This is a genomic window from Sphingobium sp. B11D3A, from assembly GCF_025961695.1.
Taxonomy (GTDB): Bacteria; Pseudomonadota; Alphaproteobacteria; order Sphingomonadales; family Sphingomonadaceae; genus Sphingobium.
The window spans coordinates 2,870,854-2,896,123 of sequence record NZ_JAOQOE010000001.1; the positions used below are offsets into that span (position 1 = coordinate 2,870,854).

Genomic DNA, 25,270 nt, shown 5'->3' on the forward strand with positions numbered 1-25,270 from the left:
TACATTTGCGAGTGGTTTGAGGCTGCGAATCGGGAAACAATGAAGGGGCGGCGGCGCCGCTGCCGCATTTCACGATCGTCACGCCGGGCTTGACCCGGGGTCCAGCTGGCCTTCTTGCGAAGAAGGCGTGCCGCTTGAAACGTCCGAACACGGAAAGCCGCAATGTATTTGGCGATGCGTGCGAAAGAAAAGCTGGACCCCGGGTCAGCCCGGGGTGACGGTGAGGGGGCTCAATTTCCCCTGATGTTCTCGCCGCCCTCATCGCCGGCATCCTCGGCCTGCGCCGCTGCGAGGTCCTGCAGCAGGGCGTCCACATCGAGCGGCTGGCTGCGGTCGTGCGCCTCGATGCGATCGCGCAGGCCCTGTGCCCACGTCGCGCTGGGGCCGCCGTGCGGATCGAACGCTAGCGGACCGAGGTTGATCAGCGCGTCATCATAGCGCTGGTCCCGCAGCAGCTGCATCACCAGCATCGTACGGAGATTCTGGTCGAACGGCGCCAGCACCACGGCGCGCTCCAGCCCGGCCACCGCATTCTCCGTCGGGCGCCGGCCCTGCTCAAGGAAGCTGCGGTAGAAATATTGCAGGGGCAGGGGATGATTATTCTCGATCCTGTTGAGCTCGATGAACGGGCGTCGCGCTTCGGCATAGGCAGCGCTGGCGTCGGGGGCGGACTCCGCCTTGCGGAACAGCGCCTTTCCTTTCGCCAGATAGGCGCTCACCTGCCGGTCATCGAGAGCGAGGGCGGTGTTGGCAGCGGCAAGGGCAGCATCCTCATGACCCGCTTCCAGCTCGGCTTCGGCCAGCGTGGCGTGCAGCGCGGCATCGTTCGGATAGCGCGGCGCCAGAGCGCGCAAGTCCGCCACCAGCGTCTCCAGTTCCTCGGGCGAGGGACGGTTCTTGAGCTCGATCCGCAGCGGCATGGCCGCCGCTTCGCCCGCGCTCAGCGCGCGGACCGAGACGGGGCCGGGCTTGAGTGTGGCGGCAGGGAGCTCCAGATAGGTCATCCGGCTCTGTCCCAGATATTTGTCCAGATCCCGCTGCAGGGCATTGAGATCGCCAAATGCGCCTGTCGCCGCGTCAGTAAGGCTTTTGCCACTGCGCAGCAGGCGCAGATAGATCGCCAGTTGCCCGGGACGCTCCTTGCTGAACGTGAGGTAATGATAAAGCAGCCAGCTCCGCCCGTAGAAGGCAGCGCCCTGGGAGGCGGATTTCGGATAATGGCCCGAATTGAGGATTTGCGCGACCGGGATGACATCGCCGTACATCAGGTCGCCGGCGCGGTGCCGCGCTGGCATCCCCAGGCCGACATTGCCGTTCTTGCGGAATTGGGCAGAGGCGAAGAACTCGGCGGCTCCCTCCGAGAACCAGAGCGGCATGCCGTAGCTGCTGGTCGAGATCAGATAATGGTGCGCATATTCGTGCAGCAAAGCGAGCATCGGCATATCGAGCGTGGTGTTGCTGGTCTTTACCCGGGGGACGATGGCGAAGGCGTCGCCCGCGCGCGGCACGTAGAACGCGTAGGTATATTTGCTGTCCCCGCCCTGCAGCCTGCGCACGTCCTTGTCGCTGCGCACGACATAGACTGTCACGCGGTTGGACGGGCTGGGCGGCTCCATCTCAACCGAGAGCACATAGCCCATGGCATGGTGGAAGCGTTCGAGCTGGTCGGAGAATTGCTTGATCTCCTCCGGTTTCTGGTCGGCATAGATGACGAAATTCTCGCTGGAGGCTTCCAGCCAGGCCGCTTGCGCAGGCGGTGCCATGGTCGCAAAGAACAGTGCGGCCCATGCTAACAGTTTGATCGGCATTGCTATTCATCTCCCCCACGGCCGGACGCTAGGCAGGCGCGCGAGGGACGACAAGCGTGAAATGAGGCTGTCCGCGATGCACGATGTCTTTTTTAGAGCAACCCTCGCCACCAATATGCCGCCCGCACGTTGCGCGGGGATGAAACTGCGTATCCATGCCGCGATCGATTATGCGCTGCCCCAGCCGACCGATCTCATCCTCCATATCGAAGCGGCGCATCTGCCCGAGCAGACGGTGTCCGACGCCCGGCTGGACCTGAGCGTGCTCGATCATTTCGCGCGTGTCGCCGCGCACGACCATATCGGCGAGCGTGTGCTGATGCGCGCGCAGGGGCAGCTGAAGGCGGATTATCATGCGACGGTAGAGATCCACCGCCTGCTGGCCGATGTGAGCGGGCTGGAGGCGCTGCCCCCGCACATGCTGCCGGGCGAGGCCGTGCAGTATCTGCTCGATTCCCATTATTGCCCCGGCAGCCAGTTCATCAGCTTTGTCGGCGAGACGTTCGGCGATCTGCAGGGCGGGCAGCGCGTGGCGGCGATCCGGGATTATGTCAGCGGACATTTCCATTATCTGCCCGGCGTCAGCACGCCCGAAACGACGGCGCTGCAGACCTTCGTGCGCCGGCAGGGCGTCTGCCGCGATTTCGCCCATATGGTGATCGCGCTCGCCCGCGCCTCCTGCATCCCCGCCCGCTTCGCCAGCGTTTATGCGCCCAATGTCACCCCGCAGGACTTCCACGCGGTCGCCGAGGTCTTCCTGGATGGCAGCTGGCATCTGGTCGATGCGACCGGCATGGCCACGGAAGGGGAGATGGCCAAGATCGGCATCGGTCGGGATGCGGCGGACGTGGCCTTCCTCACCTCCTTCGGCCCGGTCATCATGAACAGTCAGACGGTCGAGGTTGAGGTAGTCGAGCAATAAAGCCGGCGTCCCGGCTCAGGCCGGCTCAGGGCGCCGCATTGCCCTTGAAAGGATGCGCATCGGACCAGGCACAGCCCGAGCGCAGTGCATCGCCGATCTGGAGCGTGGCCACGAACGGGTAGGTGCGGTCGGACATGCCGTCCGAACAATCGCCCGGCGTCAGCGTCATAGTGAAGGGCGCCGCGCTCAGCGTGCCGCTCCACGAGAGACCGCCGCGCCCATCGAACCGCTCCACCGCGATCCGCTCGCCCTTGGGTGTCTCGGGCGTTTCATAGACCAGCGTCTTGCCGGCGACCTGGCCACCCCAGAACGGTTCAGTGCCCGTGAAGCGCACGGTCTCGTTCGCCGCAATCTCCGAATAAGGGCGATTATCGTCGCGATTGCCCGGCACATTGGGCTCATCGCCATGCGACTGGCAACCGGCGAGCAGCAGCGCGAGGGGCAGCGCCCGGACGATGTTGAGGGTGACGGCGTCGATCATGCCTTCCCTCTGCGCCCGCTATGCTTTGCGGGCAAGCGCTTTGCGATGCGGGCGGGCTATCATGGTCGGGCAGGTCGGGGAGAGATGGAGCGCACGCCCGATCCATCACTGTGAGCGGATCAATCGATTGGCATTTGCGAGTGGTTCTCAATAAATGGTCAGCCACCCCGCTGCCGTCCCCGGCGCGCGGAATGAGATTGAGGACTGCCATGCCCCGTGACCTGACCAAGACGCTGACCTATCTGGCCGTTCACCTGACCGTGGGGTTCACGGTGGCATATCTGCTCACCGGATCGCTGGCGATGGCTGGCGGCATCGCGCTCATCGAGCCAGCGGTGAACGCGGTGGCGTTCTTCTTCCATGAGAAGGCCTGGAAGGCGGCGGATGCCCGCGCGGCGGCGGCTCCAGCAGCGGTTCCGGGCGCTGCGTTCGATACGCGCATGGCGGCGGTGCGCTGGGGGTGATCGTCCGACGGACAGGCGATCCGCGAATAAACGCGCTTTTGCAGGGCGACAGGCGTAGGATGCGCGCTGCGGGCTGATGCGCTCGTGAACCCGAGAGGAACGCCAATGGCCAAGGGCCAGAAAAAGTCGAACAAGGAAGTCCGCAAGCCGAAGGCGGAAAAGCCGCCCAAGCAAAATGCGTCCCAGCCCAGCCAGAAGACCGGCGTGGTCAAGGGGCTGGAGAATATGCGGAACAGCTAAGGTCAGGCGCGCGATGCCCACCTCCTGGCGACGACGCGCCGCCCGGTGGGTGCTGGCGGCGGCCTATCTGGTCGCCGGCCTGGCACATCTGCGCACGCCCGCCGGCTTCATCGCCATCACGCCGGACTGGGTGCCCTGGCCGGCGCAGGTGGTGATGCTGACGGGCCTTGCCGAGATCGCCGGGGCGCTTGGGCTGATGATCCCGCCGCTGCGCCGCGCGGCGGGCATCGGCCTCGCGCTCTATGCGCTGTGCGTCTGGCCGGCGAACCTCAACCATGCGCTGGGTGACATCGCCATCGGCGGCACGCATCTGGGCTGGTGGTATCATGCGCCCCGGCTGGCGCTGCAGCCGGTGATCATCTGGTGGGCGCTGTGGGCGAGCGGCGTGACCGACTGGCCCTGGCGGACCGGCGCCGCGCGCAAGCCCTAGCGCGCGCTGCCCGCGCCGCCCTTCTTCGCGCCGGCAGATTTGGCGGGCGCCTTGGCACCGGCTGGATTCCCGCCGGCTGGCTTCCCATTAGCCTGCTTGGCCTTGTGCGCGGCAATGTCCGCATCGATTGCCGCGATCCGCTCCCGCTCGGGCGTGTCGCGCGGCAGGCCTTTCAAGCGGCAGGTCGCCCACAGGGCCTTGCGCTCGGATTCCAGCGCCTTGAGATACAGATCGGCCATGCCGGCTCCTATGGGTTGCGTGGGAAAGGGGTGCCATCCCCTAGCGCATGGCAGGCGAGGAGGACAGAGCCGTGCGCGGCGCACGGGCGGCTCAGGCGAGCGTGACGAAAATCTCCGCCTCGATCACCCATTGCCCGGCCACCTCGCGCCACTTGGCGGTGTAGACGCCCGAGGCCGCCAGCGCGCCACTCTCCCGCGCGACGCCGCGCCATTCGCCCTGCTCCAGTGCGATCGGCTCGACCGGCGAGACGGTGATGGCGGCGGGGATGCGCTCATAGACGAGCCGGCTGGGCGAGGCGAACTCGCGCTGCCACACCCTCAGCTGAGCGGCCCGCCCGGCGATGACCGCGCTATCCGTGCCGGTGATCATCACGCAGTCCTTGCCCAGGATCGCGCCGATGGCCTGCGCGTCGCCATCGGCAATGGCGCGATTGAAGGCGGCGCGTCGGGCGCGGATGGGGAGGTCGGTGGGGGTGGTCATACGGCCCGTGCCAGAGATAGTGACGCGATTGACATTGTACAAAGCTCTGTCCATATTTAGGATATGCAGGCTGTATCCTATTCCGAAGCGCGCGAGAATTTGAAGTCGATGATCGACAAGGTCGTTGCGGATCGCGCACCGCTGGCCATCACGCGTCAGCGTGGTGAAGGAGCGGTGCTGGTCTCCGCGAGCGAATGGGCGTCGATCGAGGAAACACTGTACCTGCTGAGTTCGCCCAAAAATGCCGAGCGCTTGCTGGAAGCCGTGCGGGGCTTCGAGGCGGGCGGTGCCGGTGTTGATAACGAGGGCGTGCCACTCCCGTGAACGTGACGTTCTGGCCGACGGCGTGGGAAGATTATCGCCATTGGCAGGACCATGACCCCAAAATGTCCGAGAAGCTCAACGGGCTGATCGAGGAATGCCGGCGACATCCCTTCAAAGGCACCGGCAAGCCTGAGCCGTTGGGTGGCAATTTGTCAGGCTGGTGGTCGCGTCGGCTCAACCATGAGCATCGGCTGGTGTATCGGGTGGCGGGGAGCGGGAAGGACCAGACGCTACAAGTGGCGCAGTGCCGGTATCATTATTGAGAATTGGCCTAGTAATCCCCACATCGCGCTTGAGGGGAACGATTAGATGCGGTTTGATGCGGCAACTCTGGGATATGTCGAGGACGCTCTGAGCGAATGCTTTAATTACCACAAAGCCTTAGACAGATATCTTATTCGATCCGGTGTGCCTGGCGAAATGCTCAAGGCTGCTCGGGATCGAGCAGAGCTTATCGCGTCGAACTCCTCAAACAGAGAATATGACAGAGCGCCTAAGAGATTCGTTGTTCAGGAAGTTTTATCGGATCTTGATTCGGCGGGGGCCGAAGGCACCCGTATTGTATCCGCAATTGTTACGGGTTTGACGAGCGGCAATTTCCCGGACGCTTCTGCATCGGCATTGGCCGCAATTGAAGGATTGAAAAATAAGCAGAAGAGCGACGCTTTCGAAGCGCGACGTATTCGGGAAGAGAAGGAACTTCTCCGCTCCCAACAACGAGCAACCGAGGAGCGTAAGCGGACGGATGCTCTTTTAAAAAGAGAACAGGCACGCGTTATACTACATGAACGTTTCCTTAGTTTAATGACGGAAGGCAATGCACAAGCCCGGGGATATCTGTTAGAATCTTTCCTAAATGACCTATTTGAACTTGAAGGATTGGATCCTCGTTCGTCTTTCAAGTTAAAAGGTGAGCAGATTGACGGATCATTCTCTTGGCGATCCCGAACCAATCTCATCGAAGCGAAATGGGTAAAGAGCCCAATTGCGGGCGCAGAATTTGGTGCATTCATCTATAAGATTGAGGGAAAGACTGCAGATACGAGAGGGATATACATATCGATCAATGGCTATTCCGTGGAGGCGCTGAAAGGGCTTAATAGCAAAGGCTCACTGAAATTCATCTGCATTGACGGAGCGCATGTTATGCGAGTTGTCGCTGGAGGGGAAAGGCTGCCAGAGCTCATGGAGAAACTCTGGCGCCATGCCGACGAAACTGGCGAAGCTTATCTGCCAAACAATAAAATTGCCTAGAGAATTACAAGGTGGATATCCCGCCGCCTTGGCCCTCAATCCCGCTCCCGTCCCCCACTCCCCATATACAGCTCGCTCCCCGTCTCGCGGAACACCTTGCTCATCTCTTCCATCCCCTTGAGCGCAGCGGCCTTGCTCGCCGCCGCCGTCTCTGCGCCTGTCGGCCCGGTGGCGATGAAGCCTTCCACGCCCTGATTCTGCTTGCCGGCGAAGTCGCGCACTTCCTGCGTGATCTTCATCGAGCAGAATTTCGGGCCGCACATAGAGCAGAAGTGCGCGGTCTTGGCGCCTTCTGCGGGCAGGGTCTGGTCGTGATATTGCTCGGCGGTTTCGGGATCGAGGCTGAGGTTGAACTGGTCGCGCCAGCGGAACTCGAAGCGGGCGCGGCTCAGCGCATCGTCGCGGACCTTGGCGGCCGGGTGGCCCTTGGCGAGATCGGCCGCGTGAGCGGCGAGCTTGTAGGTCACCACGCCGACCTTCACATCGTCGCGGTCGGGCAGGCCGAGATGCTCCTTGGGCGTGACGTAGCAGAGCATCGCCGTGCCATACCAGCCGATCTGCGCGGCGCCGATGCCGCTGGTGATGTGGTCATAGCCCGGCGCGATGTCCGTGGTGAGGGGGCCGAGCGTGTAGAAGGGCGCCTCGCCGCAGACCTGCAGCTGCTTCTCCATATTCTCCTTGATCTTGTGCATGGGCACATGGCCCGGCCCTTCGATCATTACCTGCACATCCTGCTTCCAGGCGCGGTGGGTCAGCTCGCCCAGCGTGTACAGCTCGGAGAACTGCGCTTCGTCATTGGCATCGGCAATGGAGCCGGGGCGCAGGCCATCGCCAAGGCTGTAGGCGATGTCATAGGCCTTCATAATCTCCGTAATCTCGTCGAAATGCTCGTAGAGGAAGCTCTCCTTGTGGTGCGCGAGGCACCATTTCGCCATGATCGATCCGCCGCGCGAGACGATGCCGGTGACGCGCTTGGCGGTCATCGGAATATAGGCAAGGCGCACGCCGGCATGGATGGTGAAATAATCCACACCCTGCTCGGCCTGCTCGATGAGCGTATCGCGGAAAATCTCCCAGGTCAGGTCCTCGGCAATGCCGCCGACCTTCTCCAGCGCCTGATAGATGGGCACGGTGCCGATGGGGACGGGCGAATTGCGGATGATCCACTCGCGCGTGTCGTGGATGTTGCGGCCGGTGGAGAGGTCCATCACCGTGTCCGCGCCCCAGCGGATCGACCAGACCATCTTGTCGACCTCGGCCGCCACGTCGCTGGCCACGGCGCTGTTGCCGATGTTGGCGTTGATCTTCACCAGGAAGTTGCGGCCGATCGCCATCGGCTCGCTCTCGGGGTGGTTGATGTTGTTGGGGATGATCGCGCGGCCGCGGGCCACCTCATCGCGCACGAACTCGGGCGTCACATAATCGGGGATGCTGGCGCCGAAGCTCTCGCCATCGCGGACATAGTTGGCGAGGCGGGCGCGCCCGAGATTTTCGCGCTCGGCGACATATTCCATCTCCGGCGTGATGATGCCGCGGCGGGCATAATGCATCTGGGAGACATTGGCGCCGGCCTTGGCGCGCAGCGGCCGCTTGACGACATTGGGGAAGGGGCGGACGCCGCCGGAGCGATCCGGGCCGAGCTGGCCGTTGTCCTCAGGCTTCACCGCGCGGCCATCATAGGCCTCGACATCGCCGCGCCCGAGGATCCAGTCGCGGCGCAGGGCAGGGAGGCCGGCCATGATGTCGATCCGCGCGTCCGGGTCCGTATAGGGGCCGGAGGTGTCGTAGACGCGCACCGGCGGCTCGCCGGAGCTGGGCTCGAGGTGAATCTCGCGCATCGCCACGCGGTGCGGGCCGACATGGATCTTGCGGCTGCCACGAATGGGTCCGGTGGTGACGCCGATTTCGGCCCCTTCGACTGCCTGCCTTTGGCAGTCGCTCAGGACAGGCTTTGTGGGGATGTCAGCCATAGGGATGAGCCTTTCTGTGAACGGAGGAATCAGAGGAAACCGGCGCGGCCGGTGAGCCCGGCAATGCCGAGCAGAAGACCAAGGACGATCGCGGCGATCGCCCAGATGCGGGTGGCGGTGGCGGAGGAGACCGCGCGGCCGATGCGCAGCAATGGCCCCGGCACGGCGATCAGCAGCGCGCCCTTGATGAGCGCACCCCAGCCAAACAGCGTGACGAGGGTCGCGAGCGGATCGGTCAGACTGCTGTGGGCGAGCACGAGGGCCGCCCCGATGGCGAAGGTCACCGCACCGGCGAGCAGCACCAGCCCGGGCGCGCGGTCGAAATCATCCAGCAGCGCCCGCCAGCGTTGCGGCGCAGAGAGGCCGGCAAGGCCAATAAGAATGAGATAAAGCCCCAGCACCTGCGCCAGTTGCAGGGTAAGCACGCTGCCCGTCATCATCGCCGCCACCCTCCTCTCAAGGGCCGGCGCGCCTGTGGCTAAGGGAATGAGGGTGGCAAGACTGGCCACGCTCCGCTCCCTCCGCCGGTACGAGCCGGTTCAGGTTCAACGGGTCGGATGGCGCTACCCATCCCTCTCAGCCAGTCAGCAGGCTCCCCGGGGAAGGGCTATCCTTACCCTGCTTTGTCGACGGGGCCAAGCTGTAAACCGGGCTCGCCGAAGAGCAGTCGCGTCAGAGACTGCGCGTCCGGGGCCGGTTGGAAGCGGGAAACGGGCAGCAGGCGCAAGCCCGGGCGTAGGGCTTTGTTCCCGTTTGCATCTGCCTTGCTGTGCTTGGCGATCTTTCCATCCAAGCTAGGCATTTTTTCGCCGGGCATGCCTCCGTAGAAGCCATATCCAGTGATCAACAGCGTTCTGAGATCATGACGCATAAGAACGACGCAACCTGAAGGCTTATCCTCCAGGCGCTTTTGAACAGGAAAATGGCGAGCGCGCCCGGCCGCATGGAGCGCCTTGAGCTGAATGTGCCTCACCACCCCGCGCGCTTCGATGATCACGTCATGCCCGGCATTGTCGACCTCGCTATGCGAGACAGCGAGGTCGAATTCGCCTTCCTCCCAAAGCTGACTCCCTATTGCCGCAAGAAAACGGTGTTCGAGAATTGCCTCTCGGGTCGATGAGTGCGTGAAAAGCGCTTGGGTCCAACGTTCCATGGCGCACCGGCGTACCGGCGCGCCGCCATTTCGTCAAAATGTGTAGGCCAGTCCCGCGCCGAACATCCATTGGTTGCGCGATCCGGCGAGGCGCACCACCGGGCTGTCGGCGATGTCGCCGAGCAGGCGGGTATAGGCGACGCCACCCACCAGCGAGAGGCCGCCCGACAGATCACCCGTCAGGGCGATGTTGCCGGCGGCGGCGAGCGTCCAGTCCTTCCAGCCGCTGCTGGCGGTGTAGACGGGCAGGGTGCTTGCGGCGCTCTGTGCGGGGGTGATCGAGAAATAAGTGCCGGCATAATCGCCATCGACATGATTGGCGCTAAAGGACACGACCGCGAGGCTCTTGGTGCTCAGCGGTGTCATGTAGCTGACCGAAGGCGTGATGATCGTGCCGCCATGGGCGCCCGCGACATCCTTGCGCGCGGTGACCGTTGCGGAGAGGCGGTCATAATTGCTGGTGATGAGGCCCCAGCGGGCAATGCCGGCATAGCCGCCCAGCTCGACCGAGGTGCCGACCTTGCCGAGCGCGCGGATGCGCTCGTCGTCGATCTTGTCGACATTGGTGCGGTTGAGGCCGATGGTAGCGACCGGACCGAGCTGGAAATCCCAGCGCGAGCCGCCATCGTTGATCAGATCGATGCTGGCGCGGTTTCCGACATACAGGAAGTTGAGGCCGCCCAGCTTGCCGACCGCACCGGGAACCGGCGTGATGCTGGTGCCGTTGGCGCCCTCATATTCCGGGATCACTGCGGCGCCCAGGCCGATGGTCAGCCGGTCCCCCGCGCGGGCGCGTGCGGCTTCGCGCTGCTCGGCGGCTTCGCTTGCCGCCGTCGCGGTCTGGCCGAGGGCGGGTGCCGACAAAGCGGGTGCGACGGCCAGAATGGCGAGAAGACAAGGGGATAGGGAGGGGAAAGGGCGCAAGTTGAAACTCCGACAAGAGGCTGATCCGTGCAACGCCGCAGGAGGCAGAAGGCTCCCGCTGCGCCGATCACGCCCGTCTCTGCGTCGACAATCCTGTCCGTCTGCGTCCTTCCGGCATCACGCAGGATGCCGTGCGCGGTCAGTTGAGCCGCATCAGTCCCGCTACGGTGAGGGCCAGCCCGCAGACCAGCGTCAGCGCCAGCCAGATGCGCTGCATGTTTGCCAAATTGCGCAGCCAGAAGTGGAAGTAGAGGTCCGAGAAGGCGAGCACGACCAGCGCCTCGATCATCATGATGCCGCCAATGGCCTTCATGATGCAGGTGAGGATGTCCGCCGGAATCCATGGATTGGCGAGATAGACCGCGGCGCCGAGGATCAGTTCAACCAGCCCGCAAAGCAGTTGCAGCGCAGGCGACTGCTCGATCTCCTTGACCATCGTCTGCCACAGGCCAGGCTTGCGCAGCGCGCCGATGGCGGCGGCCAGCGTAAAGGCCCCGAGCAGCATCGCCGCCCAGGCCGTTACATCAATCATGTCGAACTCTGCCACTGATCTCTCCCGATGATGTCCACCCCCGGGCAGCATGGGGCAGGCGATTGGCCCGGGGCCTTATGGGCTCCTCGGCTGGCGCGGACTTTAGCGCGGGCGCGCAGCCGGTCCAGATGGAATTTTGGGGGATTTTCTGACGGCGGTGAAGGAAGGTTGCCGGTGGGCTTCATGCCCTCTCCCCTTGAGGGAGAGGGATGCGCAGACTTGGCAGCTTGCTGCCTTAGTCGAAGCTGGGAGAGGGGTGAGCGATCCCCAGGATCGCGCGGATCAGAGATCCGCCACCCCTCATCCAACTCCGCCTAGCCGCCAGAAGGCGGCAAGGCTGCGTATCCTTCTCCCTCAAGGGGAGAAGGGTGAAGGGTGTTCGTTATATCCTCTTGGCTTGACACACGTCGCCCGCCGGGGGGTGTCAATGCGGCCGCGGCGCGCTATGGCGCGGGCATGAGCGACAGCGCCCCGCATACTCCCCCGCCTTTCCGCGTGCCGGCCGATCCGCAGTCGGCGCGGTTCGCCTTCAGCACCGCCGCCACGGACGGCAAGGCCCGCACCGGCGAGATCGTCATGAAGCGCGGCGTGATCCGCACGCCGGCCTTCATGCCGGTCGGCACGGCGGCGACCGTCAAGGCGATGCGCCCGGCGGAAGTGCGCGCGGCGGGCGCGGATATCATCCTCGGCAACACCTATCACCTGATGCTGCGGCCGGGTGCGGAGCGGGTGGCGGCGCTGGGCGGGCTGCATGCGCTCTCCGGCTGGGAGCGGCCGATCCTCACCGATAGCGGCGGCTATCAGGTGATGAGCCTGTCTGCGCTCACCAAGGTCACCGAGCAGGGCGTCGCCTTTGCCAGCCATATTGATGGTTCGCGGCATATGCTCAGCCCCGAGCGATCGATGGAAATCCAGCGGCTGCTCGGCAGCGACATCGTGATGTGCTTTGACGAGTTGGTGCCCACGACCGCCAGCCGCGATGCGCAGGCGCAGGCCATGGAGCGTTCGATGCGCTGGGCGGCGCGCTCGCGCGCGGGCTTCGATGCGGGCGGAGACCATGCCGCGCGGGCGGCGCTGTTCGGCATCCAGCAGGGCGCGCTCGATGAGGAGCTGCGCAAGCAGTCCGCGCAGGCGCTCGTGGAGATCGGCTTCGATGGCTATGCGGTCGGCGGCCTCGCGGTGGGCGAGGGGCAGGAGGCGATGTTCGCCTGCCTCGACCATTGCGTGGGCCATCTGCCGGTGGAGAAGCCGCGCTATCTGATGGGCGTGGGCAAGCCGGACGACATCGTCGGCGCGGTGGAGCGCGGCATCGATATGTTCGATTGCGTGCTGCCGACCCGCTCCGGGCGCAACGGGCAGGCCTTCACCTGGGCCGGGCCGCTCAACATCCGCAATGCGCGCTTTGCCGAGGATCCGACGCCGCTCGATGCGCGCTGCACCTGCCCGGTCTGCGGCAGCGTCAGCCGCGCCTATCTGCATCATCTGGTCAAGGCCGGCGAGATGCTGGGCGCGATGCTGATGACCCAGCACAATCTCCATTTCTATCAGGCGCTGATGGCAGGGCTGAGGGATGCGATCGCCGCCGGGCGGCTCACCGAATTCGCGAGCCGCTTCCGCGCCGATTATGCGAGCAAGGCGTTTTGAGCGCGGCGATGACGCTCGCCGATTTCGACATCGACCTGTTCCTGCGGGAGTACTGGCAGCGCAAGCCGCTGCTCATCCGCAATCCGTGGGCCGAGTGGGTTAATCCGCTGGAGCCCGATGATCTCGCCGGCCTCGCCTGCGAGGATGAGGTGGAATCGCGGCTGATCACGCAGGCCGGCACGGACTGGGCGGTGGAACACGGCCCGCTGGACGAGGCACGCTTTGGCGAGCTGGGCGAGGTGCCTTGGACGCTGCTGGTGCAGGCGGTCGATCATTATGTCGAAGAGGTGGCCGCGCTGATGGCGCCCTTCCGCTTCATCCCCAATTGGCGGATGGACGATGTGATGGTGAGCTACGCCACGGACGGCGGCGGCGTGGGGCCGCATTTCGACCAATATGACGTGTTCCTCATCCAGGGCGCGGGCAAAAGGCGCTGGCAGATCGGCGGGCTGTGCGACGAGTCGACCCCACTCCGCCCCCACGACGACCTGCGCCTGCTCGCAGACTTTGTGCCCACGCAGGAGTGGCTGCTGGAGCCGGGCGACATCCTCTATCTGCCACCGGGCATCGCGCATGATGGCGTGGCGGTCGGGCCGGACTGCATGACCTATTCCATCGGCTTTCGCGCGCCTTCCCAGCGCGACCTGATCGAGGACTGGAGCGCCCATGTCGCAGAAGGGCTGGCCGAGGATGATCGTTATGCCGACCCCGGCCTGCCGCTACAGACCAATCCTGGCGAGATCACAGCCGAGGCACTGGCGCGGCTGCACGATCTGGCGACGCAGGCACTGGCGGATCGCGGCGGATTCGCGCGCTGGTTCGGGCAAGCGAGCAGCACGCCCAAATATCCGCAGGCAGACTGGCGGCCTGAAGCGCCGGTGCTGGCGGAGGACGTGCAGGATGCGCTGAACGACGGCTTGCCGGTGCTACGCAATCCGGCGAGCCGCTTCGTGTTTGTCCGTGACGGGGCGGATGCCTTGACGCTGTTCGTCGATGGCGAGGCGTTTGCCTGCGCGGGGGAGGCGGCGCGCTTCGCCGAGCAGCTCTGCGCAGGGGATGACGTGCCGGTGAAGACCCCGGATGCGGCGGTGCTGGCGCTGATCGCGGCGCTGGCCAGTCAGGGCAGCGTCACCCTCGATCCAGAGGATTAAGCGGACGATGGCGCGGCTCATCCTCTTCAACAAGCCCTATGGGGTACTGCCGCAGTTCACCGATGCGCGCTCGCCCTCGCCACGCCCGACTCTCTCGGCCTATATCGATGTACCGGGCGTTTATCCTGCCGGTCGGCTGGACCGCGACAGCGAGGGGCTGCTGCTGCTCACCGATGATGGCCGCTTGCAGGCGCGCATCTCCGATCCCCGCTACAAGACGCCCAAGACCTATCTCGTGCAGGTGGAAGGCGAGCCGGACGAGCCGGCGCTCGAGCGCTTGCGGCGCGGCGTCATGCTCAACGACGGCATGACCCGCCCCGCGCAGGCCGATCGCATCGCACCGCCGGACCTCTGGGAGCGCGATCCCCCGATCCGCGTGCGCAAGAGCGTGCCCGATTGCTGGCTGCGCCTCACCATCAGCGAAGGCCGTAACCGCCAGGTGCGCCGGATGACCGCAGCAGTCGGCAATCCCACGTTGCGTCTGGTGCGCTGGCAAGTGGGGAACTGGACGCTGGACGGACTGGCGCCGGGAGAATGGCGCGAGGTGGCGGTTTAGGCCTCCCAATCCTCACGTCGGATTGAAATGCGCATTTGATAGGATTAAATCCTACTGGTTCGCCCCGCAGGAGTTTACCATGCCATCTACGCAGCAACTGAGCGTGACATTGCCCATCGATATGGCGGCGCAGGTCAAGGCGCGGGTCGCGTCGGGTGAATATGCCAGCGAAAGTGAAGTGATCCGGGATGGGCTGCGAGCTCTTCAGGCGCGAGAGCAGGCTGTGGAGGCCTGGCTGCGTGAAGACGTCGCGCGGACCTATGATGCGATGCAGGCTGACCCGCGCCGCGCGCGGTCTCCGGCGGACGTGAAGGCCGCGCTGGCCGCAGAACGCGCCGCCACGTCCTGATCGAATGCAAAGCGTGGTCAGTTTTGCGCCGGAAGCCGAAGCGCAACTGATCTCCTTGTTCCGCTATATTGCTCGCGAAGCGTCGGCCGATATCGCCAGTCGCTACGTCGGAGCCATTGTCGAGCGTTGCGAGAAGCTCGCCGATTTCCCCCACCGCGGGACACCGCGCGACGACCTTCGCCCTGGTCTGCGCACGATCGCTTTCCGGAGGCGGGTGACGATTGCTTATTCGGCCATCGGCGTGAGCGTCACCATTCTCGGTATTTTCTATGGCGGGCAGGATTTCGCGGCCTTGCTTGCCGATGACGCTTGAGGTGCGCTCGCGTCACGCGCACCCACTCTTTCCGCACAACCCTCCTGCCGCTAAGAGGCGGCAATGGAGAGCCTGACCACCACCCCCGTTGCCGATGCCCTTGATCGCGCGCGCACGCATTCGCCGTTTCTGGCGCGGCAGATCGATGTCTATCCCGAGCTGGTTGCGCTACTGCTTCAGGGGCAGGCGGAGGCGGCGTGGGAGGCCGGGCGGGCGCTGGACCGCGATGCGGCGGTGGATCGGCGGCTGCGGGTGCGGCGCAGTGCGCTGGCGCTGGTCGCGGCAATTGCCGATCTGGCCGGACTCTGGGATCTGGATATCGTCACCCGGCGGCTTTCCGACTTTGCCGACGAAGCCATCCAAACGGCGCTGAACGCAGCCTTTGCCGAGCGCTATCCGGATGAGGCGCCGCGCGGCATCGCGGTGATCGCGCTGGGCAAGCATGGCAGCCGGGAGCTCAATTACAGCTCGGACATCGACCCGATCCTGATCTTCGATCCCGACACGATTCCTACGCGCGGCAAGGAAGAGCCGCAGGAGGCAGCGCTGCGGTTGGCGCGGCGGATGGTGGCGCTGCTCACCGAGCGGACCGGGGACGGCTATGTCTTCCGGGTCGACTTGCGGCTGCGCCCATCGCCCGAGGTTTCGCCGATCATCCTGCCGGTCGAAGCGGCGATCAGCTATTATGAGAGCGCCGCGGTCGGTTGGGAGCAGGCCGCTTTCGTGCGCGCCCGTGCGGCGGCCGGCGACATCGCGCTGGGCGAGGAATTCCTCAGCACGATCCGGCCATTCGTCTGGCGGCGCAGTCTGGATTTCGGTGCGATCCGGGCGATTAGCGACGTCTCGCGCCGCATTCGCGCGCATTATGCCAGTGGCCAGCGCTTTGGCCCCGGCTTCGATTTGAAGCGCGGGCGCGGCGGCATTCGCGAGGTGGAGTTCTTCGCGCAGGCGCACCAGCTCATTCAGGGCGGGCGCAATCCCGCGCTGCGGGCACCGGCCACGCGTGCGGCGCTGCGCGTGCTGGGCGAGGCGGGGTTGATCAAGCCTGACGAGCGCGCGCGGCTCGATGCGGCCTATGTGATGCTCCGCACGATCGAGCATCGTCTGCAGATGGTCGATGACCGGCAGACGCACATGCTCCCGGAAAGCCCGGCCGCGCTGGACAATGTCGCGCGGCTGGCCGGCTATGCCGAGGGCGCGGCGCTGCTCGCGGCATTGCGGCCGCATGTCGAGGCGACCGGCCTCACTTTCGATGGGCTGGTCGGCGAGGATGAGGAAGGCGATGATCGCCTGCCCGATGAGCCGCGCGCACTGGCGCAGCGTCTGGAGGACATCGGCATCGAGGAGACCGAGCCGTTCGTCGCGCGCATCACCCGCTGGCGCGACGGCAGCCTGCGCCCGCTGCGCAGCGCCCCGGCGCGCGAGGCGCTGGAGGAGCTGCTGCCCGGCCTGATGCGCCAGATCGCCCGTGCGCCGGCGCCGCTGACTGCGCTCAACAAGCTGGATCAGGTGATCGAAGGCCTGCCCACGGCGGTCAATCTGCTGCGCCTGCTGGTCGCGCGCCCGGCACTGGCCGAGACGCTGGTGACGATCCTCTCGCACGCGCCCACGCTCGCCGATGCGCTGGGGCGGCGCGCAGCGCTGTTCGACGGGCTGATCGACCAGAGCGCGCTCGATCTGCCGCCCGATGTGCCGACGCTCATCGAGACGATGCGCACGCATGATGCCGGCGATGACTTCCAGCACCGGCTCGATCATGTCCGCCATGTCGTGGGCGAGCGGCGCTTTGCGCTGGGGGTGCAGATCGTCAGTCGCGAGGTCGATCCACTTGAGGTTGGCCGGGGCTATGCGCGGGTGGCGGAGGCGGCGGTGGACGTGCTCGCCGCAGCCGCCGTGGCGGAGTTCGAGCAAACCCATGGCCGCGTGCCGGGCAGCGAGCTGGCCATCCTGGCGCTCGGGCGCTTTGGTGGCGGATTGCTCACCCACGCCTCCGATCTCGATCTGATCTTCCTGTTCAGCGGCGATTTCAACGCGGAATCGGACGGGCGCCGGCCCTTGGGCGCGACGCTCTATTATAACCGCCTCTCCCAGCGGGTGGTCAACGCCCTCTCCGTGCCGACGGCCGCCGGAGCGCTCTATGAGGTCGACACGCGGCTGCGCCCCTCGGGCAATCAGGGCCCGCTGGCGGTCAGCTTCGAGAGCTTTGCGCGCTATCAGGCCGAGGCGGCGTGGACTTGGGAGCATCTGGCGCTCACCCGTGCCCGCCCGGTGTTCGGATCGCCCAGCGCCCGTGCCGCGCTGGACGAGATTGTCCGGCAGACGCTGATGGTGGAGCGCGACCCCGCGCAACTGCTCACGCAGGCGGTGAAGATGCGGCGCGACATCGCCACCCACAAGCCGCCGGCCGGGCCGCTCGACGTGAAGCTGATGCCGGGCGGCCTCGTCGATCTGGAATTCCTCATCCATGTGACGCAGCTCACCCATCGCACCGGCTTCTCGCCCAGCCTCAACATCGCGCTGGAGAGGCTGGTTGCCGCCGGGCTGCTGGACAGCGCGCTGCGTGAGGCAGCGGACCTGCTGACCCGCTATCTGGTGGTTGCCCGCCTCGTTGCGCCGCAATCGAGCGAGCCGGTGGAGGAAAGCCGCTGGCTGGTCGCACGGGCCTGCGGGGCCCGCGACTGGGGCGAGATGCTTGCCCGAATCGATGCCGCGCGGCAGATCATCGCCACGAGCTGGAACGCGCTGGCCGGCCAGGCGGCGCCATCGGAAGGAACGACATGATGCTCAGCCAAGGCGATACCCTGCCCGACGTCACTCTCACCGGTGCGGACGAGGCGCCGATCCGGCTCGCGGATTTTCGTGGCAAGCCGCTGGTCGTCTATTTCTACCCCAAGGCCGATACGCCGGGCTGCACCACCGAAGCGATCGACTTCACCGGGCTGATCGATGATTTCGGCGCGCTGGGCGTGCCGGTGATCGCGGTCTCCAAGGATGCGCCGGCCAAGCTCAAGCGCTTCGCCGACAAGCACAGCCTCGCCGTCACGCTGGCGTCCGATGGCGATGGCAGTGTGTGCGAGGCCTTCGGCACCTGGGTCGAAAAGAGCCTTTATGGCCGCAAATATATGGGCATCGAGCGCGCGACCTTCCTGGCCGATGCGGACGGAAAGATCGTGCGCGTGTGGCCCAAGGTGAAGGTGAAGGGCCACGCCGCCGAGGTGCTGGAGGCGGTGAAGGGGCTGGGGTGAGGGAGAAATTAGAAGATCCCGCGATTTATCTCTCTTATTCTCACAGTCAGCTTGAACGGGAACAGTGTCACTACACCCCACAGAGTCAGGAACAGCGGGACATGGAAAAACGGAAACCATCTGCTTCCAAACTCGAATTCAAATTTTTCCGGGAATGCCAACGTCATCCATACGGCTAGCCATAGTGGGGCTAACCATAGCATCCAAATCACGGCATTCCGCAGGCGTCCTGCGGGCGCAAATCCCAGACCTACAGAAGCGGCAATCGGGATCAAGATCAGAATGAATTCCACGAAATCATCGTATGCTTGTTTCCGTCGGTCGGCAATTTTGTCTTGAGCGATGGTAGCTGGGGAGAACCTAAAGCTTGATCGCGCAATGGACCCTGAAACAAGTTCAGGGCGACGAGAAGTAAATGTCCGCGATCCTGTCATGTTCTGACATTCCGTTGCCCGGGTAGATTCTCAGACCGTCAAATGCGCTTCTCCTTAGATGCCGTTCGTGCTGAGTAGGCGCTGAGTAGCGCCGCAGGCGCGTAGCGAAGAGCGGTATCGAAGCACTGTGGTGCTGGTGGGGAGGCCTTCGATACGCCGCTTCGACAGGCTCAGCGGCTACTCAGGACGAACGGCGGCAAGCGATGCGGCGATTCGTAAAATCCATCCCCATTGTTATCCCCAGGTTCCACAGGGCGCACACCCTCGGCTCTTGCGCCGCACCTCGGAAGAGAGGACAATGCCTCCCCCATGTCAGAAAACACGATCCGTCTTGCCCCGGTGCCCGATGTGCCCGGCTCTGAAGCCCGTATGCCGCGCAATGTGGAGGCGGAGGCTGCGCTGATCGGCGCGTTGATGATCGACAACCGGATCGTCGAGGACGTGCAGATGGAGCTGCGCGCCGAGCATTTCTTCGAGCCGCTGCACGGGCGCATTTATGAGGCGATCCTCAAGCTGGTCGATCGCAACATGGTCGCCAATCCGGTCACGTTGAAGCCGCTGCTGGAAAGCGATCCGGCGCTCAAGGAACTGGGTGGCCCGGCCTATCTGGCGCAGCTCACCGGCAGCGGCGCGGCGGTGATCGGCGCGCGCGATTTTGCCCGGCAGGTCTATGATCTGGCGCTGCTGCGCGAGCTGGTCGGCGTCGGACGGGAGCTGGTCGACAAGGCGCTCGACACCTCCGATGCCATCGACCCTAAGGGGCAGATCGAGCAGGCGGAACTGGCGCTCTACGCCGTGGCCGAGCAGGGCGGCGACACCGGCAGCATGAAGACCTTCGCGCAGGCGACGCGGCTTGCGGTCGGCATGGCGGAGAAGGCGCTCAATTCCGGCGGCCATGTCTCGGGCATCACCTCGGGCCTGGATGGCTTGAACAACCGCACCGGTGGCCTTCATCCGTCGGACCTCATCATCGTTGCTGGGCGCCCCGGCATGGGCAAGAGCTCGCTGGCAACCAACATTGCTTACAATGCCGCCAGCCGCTGGATGCGCGACATGGCCGACGGCATTCCGCCGGAAAAGTCGATTGGCGCGCCCGTTGCGATCTTCAACCTGGAAATGTCGGCCGACCAGCTGGCGACGCGTATCCTCGCCGAGCAGTCGGGCATCAGCGGCGAGAAGCTGCGCATGGGGCGGATCAACCATAGCGAGTTCCAGAACCTCGTCCGCGCCTCGCGCGAGTTGCAGGATCTGCCGCTGTTCATCGACGATACCGCTGGCCTCACCATCGCGGCGATGCGCACCCGCGCCCGTCGCCTCAAGCGCCGGCACAATATCGGCATGATCGTGGTCGACTATCTCCAGCTGCTGCAAGGCTCGGGCAAGACTGGCGACAGCCGCGTCAACGAGATTTCCGAGATCAGCCGTGGTTTGAAGACGCTCGCCAAGGAGCTGATGGTGCCGGTGATCGCGCTCTCCCAGCTGAGCCGCGCGGTGGAAAGCCGCGAGGACAAGCGCCCGCAACTCTCGGACCTGCGCGAATCCGGCTCGATTGAGCAGGACGCCGATATGGTGTGGTTCCTCTACCGAGAGGACTATTATGAGATGAGCAAGGAGCCCAAGATCGAGGACGAGGGCGCTTATGCCGCCTGGCGCGAGAAAATGGACCGGATCACCGGCCATTCCGAGCTGATCGTCGCCAAGCAGCGCCACGGCGCCACCGGTAAGGTGCGGCTCTACTTCGATTCCAAGATCACGCGGTTCACCGATCTGGCGGATGACAGCTATGCCGGGGCGGATGATGGTTATGAGTGAGGTGCGGGGCTAGCCCCGAACCTTCAGGTGCCGCTCGTGTCGAGCGAAGTCGAGACACGGAGAGCGCTGTCCTTGGGTGTCTCGACTCCGCTCGACACCAACGGGGATGAGCGGCGGTTGTAGCTGATCTCGTGTTCCTGCGAAGGCAGGAACCCAGGGCGCAATCGACCGGCTTCTCCGCCCTGGGCTCCTGCCTTCGCAGGAGCACGTGGGTGTGATGATGGTGCAGTGGACTTAAACCGCCTGTCCTGCCGCATGCGCGCTGGCCCAGGCCCACTGAAAATTATACCCGCCCAGCCAGCCGGTCACATCCACCGCCTCGCCAATCACGTACAAGCCCGGCACCGCCTTGGCCTCCATCGTCTGCGAGGAGAGACCCGCGGTATCGACGCCGCCCGCTGTCACCTCCGCCTTGGCATAGCCCTCACTGCCATTGGGCATGAACGTCCAGTCCGCCAGACGCGCTTGTGCGGCGGCAAGGGCGCGGTCGGGCAGGTTGCCGAGCTCCGCTTCCAGCGCGAGATCGGCCGCCAACCGGTCCGCGAGGCGCTCGGCCAGAGCGGCGCGGAGCAGGCGGCGCAGGGTCGTGCGCGGGGCCTCGCGCTTGGCGGCAAGCAGCCAGTCGCGCGGATGATCGGGCAGAAAGTCGATGCCGACGCCCTCGCCATGGCGCCAGTAGGAGGAGATTTGCAGAATCGCCGGACCGGAGAGGCCGCGATGTGTGAACAGCGCCGCCTCGCGAAAGCACGTCTTGCCGGTGCGGGCAACGACATCGGCCGAGACGCCGGACAGCTCTCGGAACAGCGCATCGTCGCCGCTGAGGGTCAGCGGCACCAGCGCCGGGCGGGGCTGCACGACCTTGAGGCCGAACTGGCGGGCGAGATCATAGGCAAAGCCGGTCGCGCCCATCTTGGGAATGGACGGCCCGCCGGTGGCGACGACCAGCACCGGCGCGGTCGCGATGCCACGCGGTGTGTTGACGTGGTACTGGCCATCGGCATGGGTGACCTCGCGGATGGGGCAGGCGCAGGCGATGTCGACAGCGCCCTTCGCGCACTCCTCCAGGAGCATGGCGACGATCTGCCGCGCGCTGCCGTCGCAGAAGAGTTGCCCCAACGTCTTCTCGTGCCAGGCGATGCCATAACGCTCGACCAGCGCGAGGAAATCCTGCGCGGTGTAGCGGCTCAGCGCCGACTTGGCGAAATGGCGATTGCTGGAGAGGTAGCGATCCGGCGCGGTGTGGAGATTGGTGAAGTTGCACCGCCCGCCACCGGAAATGAGGATTTTCTTGCCTGGCTCATCGGCATGATCGAGCAGCAGCACCTTGCGCCCCCGTTGCCCGGCCACCGCCGCGCACATCAACCCCGCTGCGCCGGCGCCGAGGATGATGGCGTCATAAGGGGTGGGGGAGGTGGGCATGGGGGCTTTCGGCTGGGGCGGCGATCGGGGTGAAGGTTCCTACGGCCTAGCTGCCGGCGGCGCTAAACGGAAGGGTTGGATGAATTCCCCTCAATTCCCGCCGTCACCCCGGGCTTGACCCGGGGTCCGCTTCTCTCTGGTGTGATCGACTGTCTCTGCTTCTGCGAAGCTCTGCGGGGAGCAGGCAGTGCCGAAGGGAAAGCTGGACCCCGGGTCAAGCCCGGGGTGACGATAGATGAAGCGGCAATCCCGGAAAGGCCCCGAGGCTTTCGACGCAGAGCTTCCCCTCAAAACGCCGGCTGGTTCGCCGGGTCTTCGGGGTCCGCCAGCGGTGTGGAGCTGGTGTGGATGCCGCATTCCACCTTGTCCCAGCCGCGCCAGCGGCCGGCCCGCGGGTCCTCGCCCGGCATCACCTTGCTGGTGCAGGGTTCGCAGCCGATCGAGAGATAGCCCTGTGCCTCCAGCGGATGGCGGGGCAGGTCGTGGGCGGTGAAATAGGCTTCCAGCGCCGCCTTGTCCCAATCACCCAGCGGATTGATCTTCAGGCGCCCGTCCTCGATCTCGAAGCGCGGCAGGTTCTGGCGCGTCACGGACTGGAAGGCCTTGCGCCCGCTAATCCAGGCATCGAGGCCCTGCTTGGCGCGCGCCAGCGGCTCGACCTTGCGGATTTCGCAGCAGCCATCGGGGTCGTAGGACCAGCGCAGACCCTTGTCGTCCTTCGCCGCCAGCACGTCGGCCTTGGGCTCGACCACGCGGCTGTCGGTGAAGCCGAGCGTGCGGATCAGCGTATCGCGATAGTCCAGCGTTTCCGGGAACATCTTGAGCGTATCGACGAAGATCACCGGCACGCTCTTGTCCGCCTGCGCGATGAGGTGGAGCAGCACCGCGCTTTCCGTGCCGAAGGAGGAGACGACGGCGACCGTGCCGAGCGCATCCTCGGCGAACAGCGTCTTGAGCATCGTGCCCGCATCCACGCCGGCGAAGCGCGCGTTGAGCGCGTCCGCATCTGCCTGCGTCCAGCGCGGGGCGGCGTCGATCCGGTCGATCTGGCGAGCGGCTTCAGCCATTGCTTGCTCCGTGGCGCTGCGCCCAGATCGGCGCGCGCGGATCGACGGTCTTCTGATAGACGCCGGGGAAGCGGTTGAGCGCTGCCTCGATCAGCGCAGGGTCGAGCGGCTTGTCCGGCCGGAAGCTGTCAAACCCACAGCGAACCATATGGCTGATCTGATCGACCGCGACATCGCCCACCGCGCGCAGCTCGCCGGCATAGCCAGCCTCGCGCAGGATGCGTGCCGCCGAATAGCCGCGTCCGTCGCCGAACACGGGGAAGTTCACCTCCACCAGCGCCACGCGGTCCAGATGCGGCAGCAATTCGCGGGCGTCCTCGCCCGGCTCGATACGCACCGCGGCCGAATTGCTCTGGCCGGAAAAGGCCTCCAGCGTCACGGCGGGCAGTTCGGCTGCCTCGCCGCCTTCACGCAGGGACAGATATTCAAGCATAAAGTGCCTCCTTGAACGGGGCCATGCCGATCCGGCGGAAGGTGTCGACGAAGCGCTCGCCCTCCTGCCGGTTGGCGAGATAGACGTTGGTGGCCTTCTCGACCGCATCGACAATGCCGTTCTCGTCGAAACCAGGACCAGTGATCTGGCCAAGGCTGACATCGTCCGCGCCGGAACCGCCGAGCAGGAGCTGGTAATTCTCCACACCCTTCCGGTCGACGCCGAGAATGCCGATATTGCCGGCATGATGGTGGCCGCAGGCATTGATGCAGCCGCTGATCTTCAGCTTCAGCTCGCCCAGCTCCTTTTGCCGATCGAGATCGGAGAAGCGCTGCGCGATCTTCTGCGCGACCGGGATCGAGCGCGCATTGGCAAGGCTGCAATAATCCAGGCCCGGGCAGGCGATGATGTCGCTGATGAGATCGAGATTGGCGGTGCCAAGATCGGCTTCTTCCAGCGCCTTCCACAGCGCGTAGAGATCCGCCTTCTTGACATGCGCCAGCACGATGTTCTGGGCGTGGGTGACGCGCAGCTCATCGAAGCTGTATTTCTCCGCCAGCTCGGCCATCAGGTCGATCTGCGCGGAGGAGGCATCGCCCGGAATGCCGCCAATGGGCTTCAGGCTGATGTTGACGATGGCATAGCCCGGCACCTTGTGCGGCTTCACCTGCGTGCTCACCCAGGCCGCGAAATCCCGGTCGGAGAGGTCGATCTCGTCCGAGAGGCCGGTCTCATAGGCCGGCGGCGCGAAGTGATCGGCAATGCGCGCCAGTTCGGCAAGCGGCGGATCGAGCCCGAGCGTCTTCATATGCGTGAACTCTTCCTCGACCTGGCGGGTATATTCCTCCCGGCCCATTTCGTGGACGAGGATCTTGATCCGCGCCTTGTACTTGTTGTCGCGTCGGCCGTGGCGATTGTAGACGCGCAGGCACGCCTCCAGATAGGAGACGATTTCAGCGAAGGGCACGAAGTCGCGGATTTCCGGCGCGACCATCGGCGTGCGGCCCATGCCGCCACCCACGAACACGCGAGCGCCAATCTCGTCATCCTTCTTCACCAGCTCGATGCCGATGTCATGCAGGCGCATGGCCGCGCGATCCTCTGCGCTCGCGATCACCGCGATCTTGAACTTGCGCGGCAGATAGGTGAACTCCGGGTGGAAGCTCGACCACTGGCGCAGCAGCTCCGCGAGCGGGCGCGGATCGGCGACCTCGTCGGCGGAGACGCCGGCATATTGGTCGGATGAGATATTGCGGATGCAGTTGCCGCTGGTCTGGATGGCGTGCATCTCCACCGATGCGAGATCGGCCAGAATATCCGGCGCATCCGCGAGCTTGATCCAGTTATACTGGATGTTCTGGCGGGTGGTGAAATGGCCGTAATCGCGGTCATATTTGCGCGCGATGTGGGCGAGCATGTGCATCTGCTTGCCCGACAGCGTGCCATAGGGAATGGCGACGCGCAGCATATAGGCGTGCAGCTGGAGATACAGGCCGTTCATCAGGCGGAGCGGGCGGAACTGCGCCTCGCTCAGCTGCCCGTCGAGGCGACGCTGGGTCTGGTCGCGGAATTCGGCAACGCGGGCATCCACCATCGCCTGATCGTAAGTGTCATATTGGTACATG

Annotated in this window: 29 protein-coding genes and 1 riboswitch; of the genes, 15 read left to right on the plus strand and 14 right to left on the minus strand. The window is 65.0% G+C overall.

Going from position 1 to position 25,270, the window contains the following annotated elements; genetic code table 11:
* Positions 1-230: 230 nt before the first annotated feature.
* Positions 231-1,808: a hypothetical protein gene (locus M2332_RS13395; protein ID WP_264574440.1), complete on the minus strand. Its 1,578-nt coding sequence runs from the start codon at positions 1,806-1,808 to the stop codon at positions 231-233.
* 139 nt (positions 1,809-1,947) lie between these two features.
* Here M2332_RS13395 and M2332_RS13400 point away from each other — a divergent pair, with 139 nt between their 5' ends.
* Positions 1,948-2,730, plus strand: coding sequence for a transglutaminase-like domain-containing protein (locus M2332_RS13400; protein WP_264574441.1), 783 nt, complete (start codon positions 1,948-1,950; stop codon positions 2,728-2,730).
* A gap of 25 nt (positions 2,731-2,755) precedes the next feature.
* Here M2332_RS13400 and M2332_RS13405 read toward each other — a convergent pair whose 3' ends face one another.
* A complete protein-coding gene (locus M2332_RS13405) occupies positions 2,756-3,211 on the minus strand; it encodes a COG3650 family protein (protein WP_264574442.1) in 456 nt (151 codons plus the stop codon).
* Between the two features lie 209 nt (positions 3,212-3,420).
* Between M2332_RS13405 and M2332_RS13410 the strand changes: the two genes are divergently transcribed.
* The 3 genes from M2332_RS13410 to M2332_RS13420 all read left to right on the plus strand — a co-directional run bounded on the left by M2332_RS13410 (position 3,421) and on the right by M2332_RS13420 (position 4,345).
* The gene (locus tag M2332_RS13410; RefSeq protein WP_264574443.1) at positions 3,421-3,675 is read left to right on the plus strand and encodes a DUF2061 domain-containing protein; all 255 of its coding nucleotides are present in this window, start codon (positions 3,421-3,423) and stop codon (positions 3,673-3,675) included.
* A 105-nt stretch (positions 3,676-3,780) separates the two neighbouring features.
* Positions 3,781-3,915 carry a hypothetical protein gene (locus tag M2332_RS13415; protein ID WP_264572020.1) on the plus strand — a complete coding sequence of 45 codons (135 nt, stop codon included), beginning with the start codon at positions 3,781-3,783 and terminating at the stop codon, positions 3,913-3,915.
* A gap of 13 nt (positions 3,916-3,928) precedes the next feature.
* A complete protein-coding gene (locus tag M2332_RS13420) occupies positions 3,929-4,345 on the plus strand; it encodes a DoxX family protein (RefSeq protein WP_264572021.1) in 417 nt (138 codons plus the stop codon).
* On the opposite strand, the gene M2332_RS13425 is transcribed toward M2332_RS13420, so the two are convergent.
* Both M2332_RS13425 and M2332_RS13430 read right to left on the minus strand, forming a co-directional pair.
* Complete coding sequence (locus M2332_RS13425) at positions 4,342-4,584, minus strand: hypothetical protein (protein WP_264572022.1); 243 nt, start codon at positions 4,582-4,584, stop codon at positions 4,342-4,344. The genes M2332_RS13420 and M2332_RS13425 overlap by 4 nt on opposite strands.
* A 91-nt stretch (positions 4,585-4,675) precedes the next feature.
* The gene (locus M2332_RS13430; protein WP_264574444.1) at positions 4,676-5,065 is read right to left on the minus strand and encodes a nuclear transport factor 2 family protein; all 390 of its coding nucleotides are present in this window, start codon (positions 5,063-5,065) and stop codon (positions 4,676-4,678) included.
* Positions 5,066-5,128: 63 nt separating this feature from the next.
* Between M2332_RS13430 and M2332_RS13435 the strand changes: the two genes are divergently transcribed.
* The 3 genes from M2332_RS13435 to M2332_RS13445 are packed head-to-tail and all read left to right on the plus strand — an operon-like array spanning position 5,129 to position 6,643.
* Positions 5,129-5,389, plus strand: coding sequence for a type II toxin-antitoxin system Phd/YefM family antitoxin (locus M2332_RS13435; RefSeq protein ID WP_264574445.1), 261 nt, complete (start codon positions 5,129-5,131; stop codon positions 5,387-5,389).
* Positions 5,386-5,652 carry a Txe/YoeB family addiction module toxin gene (locus tag M2332_RS13440; RefSeq protein ID WP_264574446.1) on the plus strand — a complete coding sequence of 89 codons (267 nt, stop codon included), beginning with the start codon at positions 5,386-5,388 and terminating at the stop codon, positions 5,650-5,652. Before M2332_RS13435 ends, M2332_RS13440 begins: the two co-directional genes overlap by 4 nt.
* A gap of 46 nt (positions 5,653-5,698) precedes the next feature.
* A complete protein-coding gene (locus M2332_RS13445; protein ID WP_264574447.1) occupies positions 5,699-6,643 on the plus strand; it encodes a hypothetical protein in 945 nt (314 codons plus the stop codon).
* A gap of 35 nt (positions 6,644-6,678) precedes the next feature.
* Here M2332_RS13445 and thiC read toward each other — a convergent pair whose 3' ends face one another.
* From thiC to M2332_RS13470, 5 genes are all read right to left on the minus strand, one after another.
* Positions 6,679-8,613, minus strand: a complete 1,935-nt coding sequence (thiC, locus tag M2332_RS13450; RefSeq protein ID WP_264574448.1) for a phosphomethylpyrimidine synthase ThiC — start codon at positions 8,611-8,613, stop codon at positions 6,679-6,681.
* Between the two features lie 29 nt (positions 8,614-8,642).
* Positions 8,643-9,053: a DUF2065 domain-containing protein gene (locus M2332_RS13455; protein ID WP_181558712.1), complete on the minus strand. Its 411-nt coding sequence runs from the start codon at positions 9,051-9,053 to the stop codon at positions 8,643-8,645.
* Positions 9,054-9,111: 58 nt separating this feature from the next.
* A riboswitch (TPP riboswitch) is annotated at positions 9,112-9,222 on the minus strand.
* A gap of 4 nt (positions 9,223-9,226) precedes the next feature.
* A complete protein-coding gene (locus M2332_RS13460) occupies positions 9,227-9,766 on the minus strand; it encodes a hypothetical protein (protein WP_264574449.1) in 540 nt (179 codons plus the stop codon).
* Positions 9,767-9,799: 33 nt separating this feature from the next.
* Positions 9,800-10,630, minus strand: a complete 831-nt coding sequence (locus tag M2332_RS13465) for a MipA/OmpV family protein (protein ID WP_264574450.1) — start codon at positions 10,628-10,630, stop codon at positions 9,800-9,802.
* 199 nt (positions 10,631-10,829) lie between these two features.
* Positions 10,830-11,237, minus strand: coding sequence for a hypothetical protein (locus tag M2332_RS13470; protein ID WP_264574451.1), 408 nt, complete (start codon positions 11,235-11,237; stop codon positions 10,830-10,832).
* A gap of 441 nt (positions 11,238-11,678) precedes the next feature.
* On the opposite strand from M2332_RS13470, the gene tgt reads away from it, so the two are divergent.
* The 7 genes from tgt (at position 11,679) to bcp (ending at position 18,480) form a co-directional block, all read left to right on the plus strand.
* On the plus strand, positions 11,679-12,866 hold the full coding sequence (gene tgt, locus M2332_RS13475) for a tRNA guanosine(34) transglycosylase Tgt (RefSeq protein WP_264574452.1): 1,188 nt from the start codon (positions 11,679-11,681) through the stop codon (positions 12,864-12,866).
* 8 nt (positions 12,867-12,874) lie between these two features.
* Positions 12,875-14,017, plus strand: coding sequence for a cupin domain-containing protein (locus tag M2332_RS13480; RefSeq protein WP_264574453.1), 1,143 nt, complete (start codon positions 12,875-12,877; stop codon positions 14,015-14,017).
* A gap of 7 nt (positions 14,018-14,024) precedes the next feature.
* On the plus strand, positions 14,025-14,573 hold the full coding sequence (locus M2332_RS13485; protein ID WP_264574454.1) for a pseudouridine synthase: 549 nt from the start codon (positions 14,025-14,027) through the stop codon (positions 14,571-14,573).
* Between the two features lie 79 nt (positions 14,574-14,652).
* On the plus strand, positions 14,653-14,922 hold the full coding sequence (locus M2332_RS13490) for a type II toxin-antitoxin system ParD family antitoxin (protein ID WP_264574455.1): 270 nt from the start codon (positions 14,653-14,655) through the stop codon (positions 14,920-14,922).
* Positions 14,923-14,926: 4 nt separating this feature from the next.
* On the plus strand, positions 14,927-15,235 hold the full coding sequence (locus M2332_RS13495) for a type II toxin-antitoxin system RelE/ParE family toxin (protein WP_264574456.1): 309 nt from the start codon (positions 14,927-14,929) through the stop codon (positions 15,233-15,235).
* Between the two features lie 63 nt (positions 15,236-15,298).
* Entirely contained in the window at positions 15,299-18,016 is a 2,718-nt protein-coding gene (locus tag M2332_RS13500) for a bifunctional [glutamine synthetase] adenylyltransferase/[glutamine synthetase]-adenylyl-L-tyrosine phosphorylase (RefSeq protein WP_264574457.1), read from the plus strand.
* Positions 18,016-18,480 (plus strand): thioredoxin-dependent thiol peroxidase, encoded by a 465-nt coding sequence (gene bcp, locus M2332_RS13505; protein WP_264574972.1) that lies wholly within the window; start codon positions 18,016-18,018, stop codon positions 18,478-18,480. The genes M2332_RS13500 and bcp overlap by 1 nt, the downstream gene beginning before the upstream one ends.
* A gap of 8 nt (positions 18,481-18,488) precedes the next feature.
* On the opposite strand, the gene M2332_RS13510 is transcribed toward bcp, so the two are convergent.
* Complete coding sequence (locus tag M2332_RS13510) at positions 18,489-18,773, minus strand: hypothetical protein (RefSeq protein WP_264574458.1); 285 nt, start codon at positions 18,771-18,773, stop codon at positions 18,489-18,491.
* 450 nt (positions 18,774-19,223) lie between these two features.
* Here M2332_RS13510 and M2332_RS13515 point away from each other — a divergent pair, with 450 nt between their 5' ends.
* A complete protein-coding gene (locus M2332_RS13515; RefSeq protein WP_181558720.1) occupies positions 19,224-20,726 on the plus strand; it encodes a replicative DNA helicase in 1,503 nt (500 codons plus the stop codon).
* 234 nt (positions 20,727-20,960) lie between these two features.
* On the opposite strand, the gene M2332_RS13520 is transcribed toward M2332_RS13515, so the two are convergent.
* The 4 genes from M2332_RS13520 to M2332_RS13535 form a co-directional block, all read right to left on the minus strand.
* Positions 20,961-22,145, minus strand: coding sequence for an NAD(P)/FAD-dependent oxidoreductase (locus M2332_RS13520; protein WP_264574459.1), 1,185 nt, complete (start codon positions 22,143-22,145; stop codon positions 20,961-20,963).
* 287 nt (positions 22,146-22,432) lie between these two features.
* The gene (locus M2332_RS13525; protein ID WP_264574460.1) at positions 22,433-23,212 is read right to left on the minus strand and encodes a phosphoadenylyl-sulfate reductase; all 780 of its coding nucleotides are present in this window, start codon (positions 23,210-23,212) and stop codon (positions 22,433-22,435) included.
* Complete coding sequence (locus M2332_RS13530; RefSeq protein WP_264574461.1) at positions 23,205-23,645, minus strand: DUF934 domain-containing protein; 441 nt, start codon at positions 23,643-23,645, stop codon at positions 23,205-23,207. The genes M2332_RS13525 and M2332_RS13530 overlap by 8 nt, the downstream gene beginning before the upstream one ends.
* Positions 23,638-25,269 (minus strand): nitrite/sulfite reductase, encoded by a 1,632-nt coding sequence (locus tag M2332_RS13535; protein WP_264574462.1) that lies wholly within the window; start codon positions 25,267-25,269, stop codon positions 23,638-23,640. Before M2332_RS13535 ends, M2332_RS13530 begins: the two co-directional genes overlap by 8 nt.
* Position 25,270: the final 1 nt, after the last annotated feature.